The organism is Caballeronia sp. LjRoot31 (assembly GCF_964253885.1).
Taxonomy (GTDB): domain Bacteria; phylum Pseudomonadota; class Gammaproteobacteria; order Burkholderiales; family Burkholderiaceae; genus Caballeronia.
In genome coordinates this window covers 2,010,292-2,023,543 of record NZ_CAXURX020000002.1, presented here as the reverse complement: position 1 = coordinate 2,023,543, position 13,252 = coordinate 2,010,292, and the positions used below count along the sequence as shown (strand labels likewise).

Genomic DNA, 13,252 nt, shown 5'->3' with positions numbered 1-13,252 from the left:
CTCTGGGAGACAGCAAGATGACGATCCTGATTCGCGGCGGCACGGTGATTGACGCGGACCGTACCTACCGTGCGGACGTGTTGTGCGCAGACCCGAAGGACGGCGGCACGATCCTGCAGATCGGCCTCGATCTCGACGTTCCGGCAGGTACCGAAACGGTCGATGCATCGGGCCAGTATGTAATGCCCGGCGGCATAGATCCGCATACGCACATGGAGTTGCCGTTCATGGGCACCACGGCGAGCGACGACTTCTATACGGGTACGGCAGCGGGGTTGTCGGGCGGCACGACAAGCATTATCGACTTCGTGATTCCCAGTCCGAAGCAGCCGCTGATGGAAGCGTTTCACGAATGGCGCGGCTGGGCGGAGAAAGCATCGGCCGATTATGGTTTTCACGTGGCGGTGACGTGGTGGGACGAGTCGGTGCATCGCGACATGGGCACGCTGGTGCATGAACATGGCGTGTCGAGTTTCAAGCACTTCATGGCGTATAAAAACGCCATCATGGCCGACGACGAAGTTCTCGTGAACAGCTTCGCACGGTCGTTGGAACTGGGAGCACTGCCCACTGTGCACGCGGAGAATGGCGAGCTCGTGTTCCAGCTTCAAAAGCAATTGCTCGCGAAAGGTTTCACGGGGCCGGAAGCACATCCGTTGTCGCGGCCGCCTGAGGTGGAAGGCGAGGCGGCGAACCGTGCGATCAGGATTGCGCAAGTGCTGGGCGTGCCCATTTATATCGTGCATGTGTCGTCGAAAGACGCCGTCGATGTCATCACGCGTGCACGCAGCGAAGGTCAACGCGTGTTCGCTGAGGTCTTGCCGGGCCATCTGGTAATCGATGAATCGGTCTATAGCGACCCGGACTGGACGAGGGCGGCTGCGCACGTGATGAGCCCTCCGTTCCGTACCAGCGAGCATCGCGAAGCATTGTGGCGTGGCCTGCAATCGGGACAATTGCACACCACGGCGACTGATCACTGCGTGTTTTGTGCATCGCAGAAAGCGATGGGCCGCGAGGACTTCACGCGCATTCCCAATGGTTGCGGCGGGGTGGAAGACCGCATGTCGATCCTCTGGCACCACGGCGTGAATAAAGGCCGGCTGACTCCGAATGAGTTCGTGCGCGTGACCTCTACCAACGCCGCGCAGATTTTTAATCTGTTCCCACGCAAGGGCGCGGTTCAGGTGGGCGCGGATGCCGATCTCGTGGTGTGGGACCCGGCGGCGACCAGGACGATCTCGGTCAAGACTCATCACCAGAAGGTCGATTTCAACGTGTTCGAAGGCATGACCGTGCAAGGTGTGGCCACTCACACGCTGACGCGCGGTGCGCTTGCGTGGACGGACGGCGATCTGCGCGCAGTGCGCGGGGCGGGTCAGTATCTGAAGCGTCCGCCGAACGGGGCTTATTTCGATGCCACACGGATCGCGAACCACCTGAAGGAACCGCATCCAATCCATCGTGCCGGCGACAAGGTCGTGAAGGCGGCGTGAGGTTCAAGGTAATGTCACAACAAACCGGCGCTCGATGCGCCGGTTATTTTTTGCTTTCATGTAACGAAGCGTTTGTTGGGCATTAAGCCCGGAATATAGAGTCTTTGTCTAGTCAGACGGTCGCTTCGTCGTGCGCACGCGCTTTCGCCTCCCGGCAAGCGCTGATCTTTTCCACAACATGCGCAGCGTCCCGGGCAACGCCAGAAAAGCGGCCCGATCCCCATGTATGCAGCCACGGCAATCCGACGAAATAGAGACCGTCGAGCGGCGTCAGTCCACGCGTATGCGCGGGGTAACCGCGACCGTTGAAAATAGGCGCATCGAGCCAACTGAAGTCCGGCGTGAAGCCGATGCACCAGACGATCGAGCCTATTCCACTCGCTTGCAGATCGAGTGTGGTGCGTTCTTCCGTGGGCGACCAAACGGGCTCATAGCGCGATCCCGGCGGGGCATCGATGCCATTCTTTTCGATGTACGAATCAATTCCCGCGTTGATGCCGTTGAAGGTCTTGTCCGCGCTGTCGAGATTCTCGGTCAGGTTGGGGGCGAAATGGAGCACGCCGTCCTGCAGATCCTGAAGCCGGCCGTACAGTTCCATGCCCTCGGCCGCGAACTTGCGCAGATCAATATCACGGCCGCCATCACGGCCGGTTACGTAGTGATTGGTATTGTCGCGGACACCTTCACGCAGGGGGTGCTGATCGACGGGCATGTCGTAATACTTCATGTCGGCGAGCCAGTCGACCACGTCGCGGCCCCTGTAAAAGCGCGCGCAACGCGGTGCTTCGCCCACGGCGAGGATCACCTTGCGTCCGGCCAGATGCAGGTCTTCCGCGATTTGCGCACCCGATTGCCCTGACCCAACCACCAGTACCGCTCCCTCGGGCAAAGACTGCGGGTTGCGATATTCCGACGACTGGATTTGTTTGATGGAACGCGGCAGGCGTTCCGCCATGCGCGGCACGATTGGCGTGTGATAACCGCCTGACGCTACCACGATCTGGTCCGCCGTGAACTGCCCCTGGCTGGTGGATACGCTGAAGCCGCCTTCGCTGTTACGCGCGACCCGCTGCACTTCCACGTGCTCGAGAACGGGGGCGTCGACCGTCCGGATGAAGCCATCGAGATACTCTATGATCTCGTCCTTCTTCATGAAGCCATGCGGATCGTCGCCGGTGTAGGGGTAGCCGGGCAGCGCACATTGCCAGTTCGGCGTGACGAGGCAGAACGCGTCCCAGCGTTGCGTGCGCCATGTATGCGTGACGGTGTTTTTCTCCAGCACGAGATGATCGATTCCCGCCTGCTTCAGGTAATAGCTGGCCGACAATCCCGCCTGACCGCCACCCACCACAATGACGCTGGTGTGCGTCGTGTTGTCCGATGTTTGTGACATGACTTGTCCTTTCGAAAAGTGTGGCGCTCAGACGAGCGCGATGACCTTGACCTTCGCGTTCGGCTCACCGATAAATCGTTCGGCCTCGACTTCAATCTTCGCGAGTTGATCCATTGCAGCCGAGCATGCAAAGCCGTACTTTTCGCGCACGCGTTCGGATGCAATGTTCAGCGCTTCACGGGCGCGCGAGACGAAGTCATCGACGGGATAATCGTGGCCCGCCGTAAAGAAATCGCTGACCACTTGCGAGGGCGAATAACAGTTTGCTTCAGTGTTATCGGGCCACTGGATTCGAAAATGCATGACCGGCATGACGGGTTCCTAAAGTGTTGGAAGAGAGCGGCTTGCAAGCAAGGCGCTATAGATGTCGAGATGCTTTCGTGCCGATGCCTGCCAGCTCATTCGATCGAGCAGCGCAGGCACGGCATGGTTGAAGTCGGTTCGATGACGGCCATCGATCACGCGTGCGAGCGCGTCAGCTATTGACGCGGGATCGGTGGGCGTGGCCCAGCAGCACAGCGAGTTGTCGAGATACTCGGTGAATGGCGCAATGTTTGAGGCGACGACCGGCGTGCCGCATGCAAGCGCTTCGAGTACAACGAGACCGAAACCTTCGCGCAGCGAGACCATGGCCAGGACATCGGCGCAACGGAAAAGCGCGGGCATGTCGGCGTCGTCGAGCGGACCAGTGACACTCACCGCCTGCGACAGCCCGAACCCGGACACGCGATCCATGAAGGTGCGCGCGTAACTATCGTGATCGAGCAGACTTGCACCGCCCGCAATCACCAGGCGCGCATGGGGATGATGTTTGACCAGTTCCGCGAAAGCGTCGAGCAAACCAAGCGTGTTCTTGCGCGCTTCAATGCCACCGACCGCAAGCACGACCGGGCCGTCACCGTCGATGCCAAGACGTTGCCGCAACCTTTCGTCGTGGGGCGTGCGCTGTGTCGAGTAGCGTTTCAGATCGACGCCGTTCGGCACGGTCGCCGCTTCAATCCCGTGCGTGTCGCGCATCTCGCGCGTCCATACTTCGCTCACGCACAGCACACGATCCGCATCGCGCCATGCACGCGTTTGCCAGGCGGCGAGGCGTGGGTTGTCGAAGTGATCCAGGTGATGAACGGTTCGCACAAAACCCGCTATTTCACCTTCCGCCGTCAACTCGGCAAGCGCATTTCCGCTGATGCTGTCCTGCGCGTGCAGCACGTCGAAGCTGCGCGGATCGCAGGCCTTCACGCTGGCCTTGAGCGCGCGAAGCCGTGCGTCGACGAGCGCGACCGTGCTGTGTTGCGACCCTTCGATAGTGGCGAGAATCACGCGGCATGGCGGCTCCCGGAAGAGCGTTTCTCCGGCTGCGGCCGGCGCGAAAAGCGTTACGTCGTGGCCTTCGTCAACAAGTGCGCTCGCGAGTTCGAGTGCATGCACCACCCCGCCGCGTGGATTGACCGAGTGCGTGGTGAGGGCAATCCGCATCGCAATGGGTGTCATGTCCGGCTCCTTACCTTCCGACGATGAACGCGTCATCGTTGAAGTTCCAAAGCTCGGCCGATCCTCCGCCTTCATGCAGCACCACTTTGCGCGAGGCATCGACCGTACCGATCACCGCACACGCCAGCTCGCGTTCAACGAACAACTGCTCTACCTGAGCCGCGTGTTCTTCGCGTACGGACATCACGAAGCCAAAGCTGGGGAACGCGCTTAACCAGCGCAGGCGATCGTGTCCAGGCGGCGACGGCAGGCACGAAAGATCGATGCTCGCGCCTACGCCCGAGCATTCGAGCAGCATCAGCGCGGTGCCGAGTGCGCCGGCCATGCTGATGTCCTTGGCTGCATCGCAGAGACCGCTTTCGGCCAGCATGGGCAGCAACTCGAGGTCGGCACGCAGGCGCGCGGGAGGTGCCCCAACCGAGGCATTCCAGAACGGATACGGATCTTCGAACGCACCGCGCAGATCGACCGCCATCATCAGGCGGTCGCCCGGACGGGCGTTGAAACTGGACAGCAGTTTGTTCGCGCGCCCAAGAATTGCCACTGCCAGTTGAGCCTGATCGCTGCGCGTATTGCTATGGCCACCGACGATCGGCACGCCGTACGCGGATGATGCCGCCGCCATGCCTGCGAGCACGTCTTCAGCCGCGCCCAAACCGTCGCTCCAGAGTGCGTCAACGACCGCGATCGGGCGGCCGCCCATCGCGTAGATGTCGCTGACGTTGACCATCACGCTGCTATAGCCGGCGAACCAGGGCATGTCGCGCACGAAGTCGCTGACCAGACCTTCAATGGCGAACAGCAGGTGGGACTCTCCGTCGGCGATGGCTGCGCAGTCGTCGCCGATGGCGATCGCTTGCGAACCGTCGGAAGCGTCACGCGGCATGTACCGGGCAAGCGACGACATCACGCCCGCTATATCGGTCTTGTGGCGAAAGCCGCGCGTTTCCCTTAGCGCGGCGACGAGATCCGTCAACGTCATAAAGTGCTCCGCGCAGGCGACTGATGCGTGGTGAAACCGCTCTGCGGTGTCACGCAAGGCGGATAAAAGCCAAGGTCCGCCTGCATCAGATGATGCGGCCGCCCATGCATGAGTTCTTCAGAGAGCGTGGTCCAGTGCAGCGCATGAAACAACGGCACGTTCTGGCTTTGCACATGCGCGAGGAAGGTCGTGCAGCCGAGCGCATGTGCGCTGCTGACTGCCAGCTTGATCAGCGTTGCGCCAAGCTTGCCGTGCCGCCGGAACGCGGCATGCACGGCGAGCCGCGAGCCGGTCCATACACCGGGTTCATCCTCGTGAATCCGCACCGTGCCGACCACCTGTTCAGGCATCCCGCCAATGCAACTCACCGCCACGAGGAGTTGCGCGCGTTCATCGATCTCATCGCGGTCATCGCCGATAAAAATCCCCTGCTCGATGCAGAACACCGCCCGCCGCAGCTTGTACGCTTCGTTTGCTTCCCACGGCAGCGTGGTCCACTTGATCGTGTAGCTGGAGGGGGTATAAAGGCGCGCGAGATCTTCGGTATCGGCAAGCATGATCAGACCTCGTAGGATGACAACGACGAGCACGCGCCGCATTTGCCGCAGCCCGCCTTGATGTCGGCGGAGCGCATGCCGCCTGCCGATACCATCGCGCCTAATGGTTGCAGGACCGACTTCATGAACTCGGGCGAAGGCGCGGGATGATCCTCGAGCGGCGTGCCGCTGATCGGCACGAACGGGACCACGAACGGATACACACCGAGATCGACCAGCTCGCGCGAGATCGCGAGAATGGCCTCTGCCGTATCGCCGAGACCTGCGAGGATGTAGGTGCTCACCTGACCCCGGCCGAACACCGCCACGGCCGCCCTGAAGGCTTCCATGTAGCGCGAGATGGGCACGCTCGCCTTGCCCGGCATGATCTGTTCACGCAGCGCCGGCGTGACCACTTCGAGATGCATGCCAAGCGTATCGATGCCGCTTGCGCGCATGCGCTCGAACCATTTATCGTCATCCGGGGGTTCGCATTGCGCCTGGATCGGCAGGTCGACCGCGGCCTTGATCGCGAACGCGCTTTCGCACAGGATCTGTGCGCCGCGATCCTTGGTCGGCGGGGTGCCGGTGGTCAGGACCATATGCTTGACGCCATCGAGCAATACAGCGGCCCGTGCGACCTCCGCCAGTTGCTCGGGCGTCTTGCGGGCGATCGTCCTGCCCGCCGCAAGCGATTGCCCGATCGCGCAGAACTTGCAGGTCTTCTTGCGGCTTTCATACCGGATGCAGGTTTGCAGCACGGTCGTGGCAAGTACGTCCGACCCATGCAGCGTCGCGATGTGCGAGTAGGGCACGCCGTCGAAGGTCTGCATGGCATAGAAGCGCGGGGACTTGGGGAAGCTGATGCTCGCGATCGGGATCGAGCCGCGCAGCAACGCACTGCTGCCGTGAGCGTCGGGCGCGGATGCCACGAACGGCGAGTGCCATGCGGTGTTCGTATGCACGGGCACCATGATGGTCACGCCGTCGATGGTGACCGCCTTGTGATCGGACGGACCCGCGCCGCCGCGACGGCTGGCCACGCTGAGACCGGCACCCGAGCCCGGATCGGCGAGACGCAAGCCCGCCGATTGCAGTTCAGTCATCAATTGCCGGCTCACGGCCGACAAGGTCTCGTTCGCGTTCAAGGTGCAATCCCCCGGTTGAAGGTGAGAAGCTGTTCATGGGTGCCGATGTGACTGCCGGCCGGTCGTTGATGGCGAGGCTCAGTAGTTCGGGCCGCGCGTAGTGACCGACAGAATCCATCATGCGTTTGCGTTTGGTGATCAGCGACATATCCAGGTCAGCGATCACCAGCCCCTCGCCTTCACGCAGCGGCGGGGCGAGGTGCTGGCCTTCGGGCGAGATGATCGCCGTGTTGCAGCCGCCGCGAAGCGCCTTCTGCAGGCCTGGATCTTTCGTGATCGACTCGATCTGCGGTTCGGTCAGCCAGCCCGTGGAATTGATCACGAAGCAGCCGGATTCCAGTGCGTGATGCCGGATGGTCACTTCGATCTGTTCACCGAAGATGGGACCGACCAGCGAGCCCGGGAACTGGCTGCAATGAATCTCTTCGTGCTGGGTCATCAGCGCATAACGCGCGAGCGGGTTGTAGTGCTCCCAGCAGGCCAACGCACCCACCCGGCCGATGCTGGTTTCCGCCACCTTCAGGCCGGCTGCGTCGCCCATGCCCCAGATCATTCGTTCGTGAAACGTCGGCGTGATCTTGCGGCGCTTGAGCAGCAACTCGCCGTCGGTATCGAAGATCAGTTGTGCGTTGTACAAGCTGCCGTGATCACGCTCGTTCACACCGAGCACGACGACCATGCCATGCCGCCGCGCCCGCTCCGCGACCGCATGCGTCACCGGACCGGGCACGACTACCGCTTCGTCATAGAGGCGCATGTGTTCGGGACCCGACGCCACCGGCGCCCGCACGAACGAAAAGTACGGGTAGTAAGGCAGGAAGGTCTCCGGAAAGACGATGAGCTGCACGCCCTGGCGTGCGGCGTCGTCGATCGTTTCGAGGACCTTCTCGAGCGTGCCACCGGGCCGTTCGAGGTCCGGTGCTATCTGGACCGCGGCGGCGCGGACGATTCTCTTGTCAGGCATGGTCGTTCCGTGTTGATGAAAGGCTTCGGACTTAAGCGTCAGACGGTCCAGGTGTTGATGATCAGCGCGCCGTCCTTGCGATGCAGCAACTGGATGTCGAGCACGTCGAGCGGGCTGATTGGCCTGATGCCTTCGATCAGCGAAGCCTCTCCCTGCCCATACAGCGCTTGCAGCGCAAAGCGGCACGCATAGACCTTGCCGCCTTCCTCCATGAACTTCTGGATCTGCTTGTTGAAGTTCAGGTGGCCGGGAAATGCTTCGTCGCCGAGCGTCGGGAAGCCGCGTTGAAGCCCGAGCGTCACGCCCGGCCCATACAGCAGCACCGAGGTTTCGAAGCCCTTGCGCAGCAGCCGGGTGGCTTGCAGCAAGTTGACGAAGCCGATAGAACCTTCGAACGCGACCGTGTGGAATGTCACCAGCGCCTTCTCGCCCGGCGTGGCCTTGACGTCTTCAAACACCTTTTCTTCATAATCGACAAGGTAATCGCCTTTCTTGTGCATCGGAATATTGACGGCAGGCATTCTAATCTCCAGTAAATAGGCAATTTAATCAGTGGCGCCGCAGTTTTTAACCCGGCGCCAAACCGCGAGATACGAAGCTGTTAATGCAACGGGCATGCCATTCAATGACCGTGTTAATGCGATCAATGCCCGATCATTCAAACGATCATTGCACGCGGAGCAGTGAAATTTTTTTACGATGATCCCCGGAAGCCTTTCAGGGCCTGAATTCAGGCCCGGTGAGGCAATGAGCGCGCACCAGCATGGCGTGATCACAGTGGTGCAGCCGCGCCCGTCTGGTGCAATAAACACCGGATATGTGCATTGGCCCCTGATTTATCGGATTCTCCATACGATCACTTAATGTCACATAAGCGATCAATTTATTTTTTTCGAGCGCCGGCGTGCTATCGTTTTTAAACCGCATTTATTCGTGAGCGTTTCATGGCCAGTCTTACTCATCACTGGATCAGAAAATTGACAGAAAGCCGCAAGCCGGCTTATTTGCTGATTCCCGAGTTAATTGAAGAAGATCTGGCGAGCGGGCGTTTGCGTCCGCGCGATCGACTGCCGGGTCTGCGCGACCTGGCTGACGAACTGCAGCTCAATTACACGACCGTGGCGCGGGCCTACGCCGAGGCGCGCAAAAGAGGGTTGCTTGACTCCCGTGCCGGCAGTGGCACGTTCGTACGCGGGCGGACCGCGACGCTGCCGCTGTCCGGCGGCAGCAGTGTCGAGATGACCATGAACATGCCGCCCGAGCCGGCGGAACTCGCCGCGCGCTTGCGCGATTCAGCAGCGCGGCTGTTGTCGGCTACGGACCCGTATCGGCTGCTGAGGTATCAGGATTTCGGTGGCACTGCTGACGATCGTGCTGCCGGAACGAAGTGGCTGAAGCGTCGTTTCGACGATTGCGATGAGGACAAGGTCCTGGTCTGTCCCGGCATTCATAGCGCGCTGGTGGCGTTGGTCTCGCAGCTTGCGCGGCCGGGCGGGACCATTTGCCTCGATACGCTGGCTTACCCGGGCATCAAGGCAATTGCGGCGCAACTGGGTGTGCGTTTGCAGGCGCTGGCACGCGACGACGACGGCCCGCTGGCCCATGCGTTCGAGGCGCTGTGCAAGAGCGACAAACCCAGCGCGTTCTATTGCAATCCGACGATCCAGAATCCGAGCACGGTGACCTTGTCGTCGAAGCGGCGTGAGGCGCTTGCCGATGTCGCGCTAAGGTACAGCGTGCCTATTATCGAAGACGATGCGTATGGCATGTTGCCGGTCCAGGCGCCCGATGCGCTGGCTACGTTCGCCCCCGATCTGACTTACTACGTCACCGGGTTCTCCAAGAGTTTTGGCGCCGGTCTGCGCGTGGCTTACATTCGTGCGCCGTCCGCCCGGCGCTCCCAGCATCTTGCCGGAGCGCTGCGCGCGACGACGGTAATGGCGAGTCCGTTCACCGTGCTGCTGGCGACGCAGTGGGTCGGCGACGGTACGGCAGACCTTATGCTCGATGCGATTCGTGCCGAGTCCGCGGCGCGTCAGGAGCTGGCGGCGCGCGTGCTTTCCAACTGGAAGTTCGACGCCGATCCGGCCGGGTTCCATTTGTGGATGCCCATTCCGGCGGATTGCGGATGGAACGCGTCCGAACTTGCATTGCAGTTGCGCTCACAAGGGATTGGCGCGGTTTCCGCGTCGGCTTTCGCGACCGATGGCAATCCGCCCGAAGCCATTCGCGTATGCCTTGGCGGTCCGAAGAATCTTGATGAGTGTGAAGACGCGCTCAGGCTGATTGCGGACACTGTCGAACATCCTCATCATCTGCATTTGCCGGTGATGTAGGGGCTTGAGTTGCACGCCGTCGTCACGAAGTCTTGTTACGATGCACGCTTTCGTGTCGACTGCTTATCCCATGCGCAATGTCCGGCTCCTCGTTCGCTTAGCTTCGTTCACCGTTGCCGCGCTTTTTTTCTCCGCCGCTCACGCGGGCAACCCCGACGCGTTATGGCAGATCGTTCACAACTCGTGTGAGCCCGCCGCGCGCGGTGCCGATGTCCCGCAGAAATGTGTCGATGTCGATCCGTCTGGCGGTTTCGCGATCCTCAAGGATATCAATGGCATTGCCCAGTACTTGTTGATTCCGACTGCTCGCATCGGTGGCATTGAAAGTCCCGATCTGCTGATACCGGGTTCGCCGAATTATTGGCGTGCAGCGTGGGAAGCACGACGTTTTGTTGAAGCGAAGCTAGGGCAAGACCTCCCCCGCGACGAACTCTCGCTCGCCATCAACTCAACCAGCGGGCGAACGCAAAACCAGTTGCACATCCATATTGATTGTCTTGCCCCGGATGTGGTTCGCGCACTGCGTGAGCAAGGCCCGAAGATCGGCACCGAATGGACTGCATTCCCCACGCTATTACGCGGGCATGCATATCGCATTCGCCGTATTGATGACGCAGACCTTGTGTCTATCGATCCCTTCAAACTCCTGGCCCCCGACGTGGCGAGAGAGGGTCAGGTCATGGCTGACCAGACCTTGCTGCTCGCGGGTACCACGGCGCCCGACGGCAAGCCCGCCTTCTTCCTTCTCAACGACCACGTACAACGCGATACGGGCGACTTCGGGTCGTCGGAGGAGTTGCAGGACCATACCTGCGCCATTGCGCGTTCGAAATAGGTCTGGCGATGGAGTAGGAAACGAGGAAATAGAATTGCCGGAGCAAGCGATAGACCACCGACATACGCGTGTCCCGTTTTCGGTGCTATTCGACGGCGATTGAGAATAATAGGGTCGCAAGGCCGCTCTCATCCAACGTGCCTTCCGCAACGTCCACCATGATGTCCTCCAGCACGTCGGACCTTGGTACGTCGTAGCCTTGCAAAGCGAGATAGGTCAACGCAGTTACCAACGCTGTTCTCTTGTTTGCATCGTTAAAGACGTGCCCCCTGGCGAGCGCTACTGCGTACATTGCTGCGATATCAAAAACATCCGAGAGCTGCCCGTAGAGCATGCGGCTCGCGACGCGTGCCAGCGCGCCCTCAAGCGGGCCGACTCCGTGACCACCCGCAAGTCCCGGCTCTTGTCGCAAGATCAGGTCGTGAATCTCAACGACTTGCTGGGCGTCTATCATCGATTCGCGAGAGCCTTGATTACCTTCTCGTGCGTCGCGATAACACGCTTTGCAGCGCTCATCACCACCCGCGATCCCTCACTACCCTTCAACTGCATTTCAACAGGCCGCTGAGGTGAGGTTCGAACTTTAATCGTTACGCCATAATTTTTCATCGTCATTCACCTTTGTGTCTTTTCAACTCAAGTGAGGCCAAGCGGGTCCTTCACCGACTTTAAAAATTCTTGCTGGGTTGCATGCGACATAGCTTTCTTCTGATACACATTGCGTTCCATCATAACGCGCTTCGATCGCAATGAACATAACGGCGATGCCGGTCTCCGGCACGCCGTGTCAGGCAATGGCTCATCTGCGATTTTGTCTATTCGGGTCGACAAAATTTTACCGCAACGCCTTGGCGCGACAGAACCAAATTTTGCCCTAGCCCTCCATGCCGCTTCGCTGCACTATGTCGCTTCGACCAATCTGATTTGCAGGACGGGCATCATGAACAGCATGCGAACCATTGGCATGATCGGCGGCATGAGTTGGGAATCGACTACGGAATATTATCGGCTGATCAACCGGGATGTGCGCACGCGCCTTGGCGGCCTGAACTCCGCGCAAGTCCTGCTGCATAGCGTGAATTTCGCACCGATCGAACAACTTCAGCGTGACGGACAGTGGAACATCGCGGGCATCCGGCTGGCCGACGCCGCGCGTCATCTCGAAGCGGGCGGCGCGCATTGCATCGTGCTCTGCACGAACACCATGCATCTCGTTGCGCCGCAAATTGCCGCAGCGGTGTCCGTGCCGTTCCTGCATATCGTCGATCCGACGGGCATCGAAGCGCAAAAGAGGGGCATACGCAAGGTCGGTTTTATCGGCACGGCGTTTTCAATGCGCGAAAGCTTTTTCCGCGACCGCCTGCAAGAACGGCATGGCATTTCCACGCTCTTGCCCGAGCCCGCCGAGCAAGCCGTCATTCACGACATCATCTATCGCGAGTTGTGTCTCGGGATCGTCAACGACGATTCCCGCAAGCTGTATCGCGATGTCCTTCACGGGCTCGCTGCGCGTGGCGCGGAAGCGATCGTGCTGGGATGCACCGAGATCATGCTGCTGGTGAACGAAGCCGACAGTCCCGTGCCATTGCTCGATACCACCGCGCTTCACGCCCGCGCCGCCGTCGATTTCTCGCTGGCGCAAGCGTGAGCGATCAGGCGTTGAAGCTGCGGTTCAATGCTCGTGGCGATGCGTAAACACCCGCGGACGCACGGCTTCGATTACTGCTTCGGGCAGGACCTGATGCAGCGTGCGCACCGTGAAGTCGAGGTCTTCCATTGCCACGTCGAAGACCAGCCGGAGGTCGTCGTGGTCGCGCGACGCCTGGCTGACATACACGCCCAGCGGCGAATGGAATAGCCGCCTGATACGCTCGCGTGCCGCCTCATCCTGCCGGCTGTGCAGGACGGCTGAGAGATGGACGCGGGAAACGCAAGACGCAGAGATCGCTTCCTGCGCGGCGGGGCTTTTCGATGTAGCCGAGCCGGAAATTCTTTCAAGGACGAGGTTCATTACGCTGCAAGCTCCTGTATTCGGGATTCACTTGCAGCGTATCTTTTTGCGTGTAAACGC

The 13,252-nt window shown here is 60.5% G+C and carries 14 protein-coding genes; 4 read left to right on the top strand and 10 right to left on the bottom strand.

Annotation, left to right across the window (positions count from 1 at the left end; translation table 11 throughout):
• Positions 1-17: 17 nt before the first annotated feature.
• Positions 18-1,496, top strand: a complete 1,479-nt coding sequence (gene hydA, locus ACSQ8V_RS27355; protein WP_213764482.1) for a dihydropyrimidinase — start codon at positions 18-20, stop codon at positions 1,494-1,496.
• A 112-nt stretch (positions 1,497-1,608) separates the two neighbouring features.
• Here the strand turns inward: hydA and ACSQ8V_RS27350 are convergent, their stop codons facing one another.
• Genes ACSQ8V_RS27350 through ACSQ8V_RS27315 form a run of 8 tightly spaced genes read right to left on the bottom strand, consistent with a single transcriptional unit; the run spans position 1,609 to position 8,531 of the window.
• Positions 1,609-2,889, bottom strand: coding sequence for an MSMEG_0569 family flavin-dependent oxidoreductase (locus ACSQ8V_RS27350; RefSeq protein WP_436207777.1), 1,281 nt, complete (start codon positions 2,887-2,889; stop codon positions 1,609-1,611).
• Positions 2,890-2,916: 27 nt separating this feature from the next.
• Positions 2,917-3,201, bottom strand: a complete 285-nt coding sequence (locus tag ACSQ8V_RS27345) for an MSMEG_0570 family nitrogen starvation response protein (protein WP_436207776.1) — start codon at positions 3,199-3,201, stop codon at positions 2,917-2,919.
• A gap of 9 nt (positions 3,202-3,210) precedes the next feature.
• Entirely contained in the window at positions 3,211-4,380 is a 1,170-nt protein-coding gene (locus tag ACSQ8V_RS27340; protein WP_436207775.1) for an MSMEG_0565 family glycosyltransferase, read from the bottom strand.
• Positions 4,381-4,390: 10 nt separating this feature from the next.
• Complete coding sequence (locus ACSQ8V_RS27335) at positions 4,391-5,362, bottom strand: sll0787 family AIR synthase-like protein (RefSeq protein ID WP_436207774.1); 972 nt, start codon at positions 5,360-5,362, stop codon at positions 4,391-4,393.
• The gene (locus ACSQ8V_RS27330; protein ID WP_436207773.1) at positions 5,359-5,919 is read right to left on the bottom strand and encodes an MSMEG_0567/Sll0786 family nitrogen starvation N-acetyltransferase; all 561 of its coding nucleotides are present in this window, start codon (positions 5,917-5,919) and stop codon (positions 5,359-5,361) included. Before ACSQ8V_RS27330 ends, ACSQ8V_RS27335 begins: the two co-directional genes overlap by 4 nt.
• 2 nt (positions 5,920-5,921) lie before the next feature.
• Positions 5,922-7,004 (bottom strand): MSMEG_0568 family radical SAM protein, encoded by a 1,083-nt coding sequence (locus ACSQ8V_RS27325; protein ID WP_436207772.1) that lies wholly within the window; start codon positions 7,002-7,004, stop codon positions 5,922-5,924.
• Positions 6,997-8,010: a Nit6803 family nitrilase gene (locus ACSQ8V_RS27320; RefSeq protein ID WP_213764489.1), complete on the bottom strand. Its 1,014-nt coding sequence runs from the start codon at positions 8,008-8,010 to the stop codon at positions 6,997-6,999. Before ACSQ8V_RS27320 ends, ACSQ8V_RS27325 begins: the two co-directional genes overlap by 8 nt.
• A gap of 38 nt (positions 8,011-8,048) precedes the next feature.
• Positions 8,049-8,531 (bottom strand): MSMEG_0572/Sll0783 family nitrogen starvation response protein, encoded by a 483-nt coding sequence (locus ACSQ8V_RS27315; RefSeq protein ID WP_436207771.1) that lies wholly within the window; start codon positions 8,529-8,531, stop codon positions 8,049-8,051.
• A gap of 423 nt (positions 8,532-8,954) precedes the next feature.
• Between ACSQ8V_RS27315 and ACSQ8V_RS27310 the strand changes: the two genes are divergently transcribed.
• Together ACSQ8V_RS27310 and ACSQ8V_RS27305 are read left to right on the top strand one after the other, a co-directional pair.
• Complete coding sequence (locus ACSQ8V_RS27310) at positions 8,955-10,346, top strand: PLP-dependent aminotransferase family protein (protein WP_213764491.1); 1,392 nt, start codon at positions 8,955-8,957, stop codon at positions 10,344-10,346.
• A 40-nt stretch (positions 10,347-10,386) separates the two neighbouring features.
• Positions 10,387-11,181: a CDP-diacylglycerol diphosphatase gene (locus ACSQ8V_RS27305; protein ID WP_436207770.1), complete on the top strand. Its 795-nt coding sequence runs from the start codon at positions 10,387-10,389 to the stop codon at positions 11,179-11,181.
• An 85-nt stretch (positions 11,182-11,266) separates the two neighbouring features.
• On the opposite strand, the gene ACSQ8V_RS27300 is transcribed toward ACSQ8V_RS27305, so the two are convergent.
• Entirely contained in the window at positions 11,267-11,635 is a 369-nt protein-coding gene (locus ACSQ8V_RS27300; protein WP_436207769.1) for a type II toxin-antitoxin system death-on-curing family toxin, read from the bottom strand.
• 486 nt (positions 11,636-12,121) lie between these two features.
• Between ACSQ8V_RS27300 and ACSQ8V_RS27295 the strand changes: the two genes are divergently transcribed.
• Entirely contained in the window at positions 12,122-12,829 is a 708-nt protein-coding gene (locus tag ACSQ8V_RS27295) for an aspartate/glutamate racemase family protein (RefSeq protein WP_436207768.1), read from the top strand.
• Positions 12,830-12,853: 24 nt separating this feature from the next.
• Here the strand turns inward: ACSQ8V_RS27295 and ACSQ8V_RS27290 are convergent, their stop codons facing one another.
• On the bottom strand, positions 12,854-13,192 hold the full coding sequence (locus ACSQ8V_RS27290; protein WP_436207767.1) for a hypothetical protein: 339 nt from the start codon (positions 13,190-13,192) through the stop codon (positions 12,854-12,856).
• Positions 13,193-13,252 lie beyond the last annotated feature (60 nt).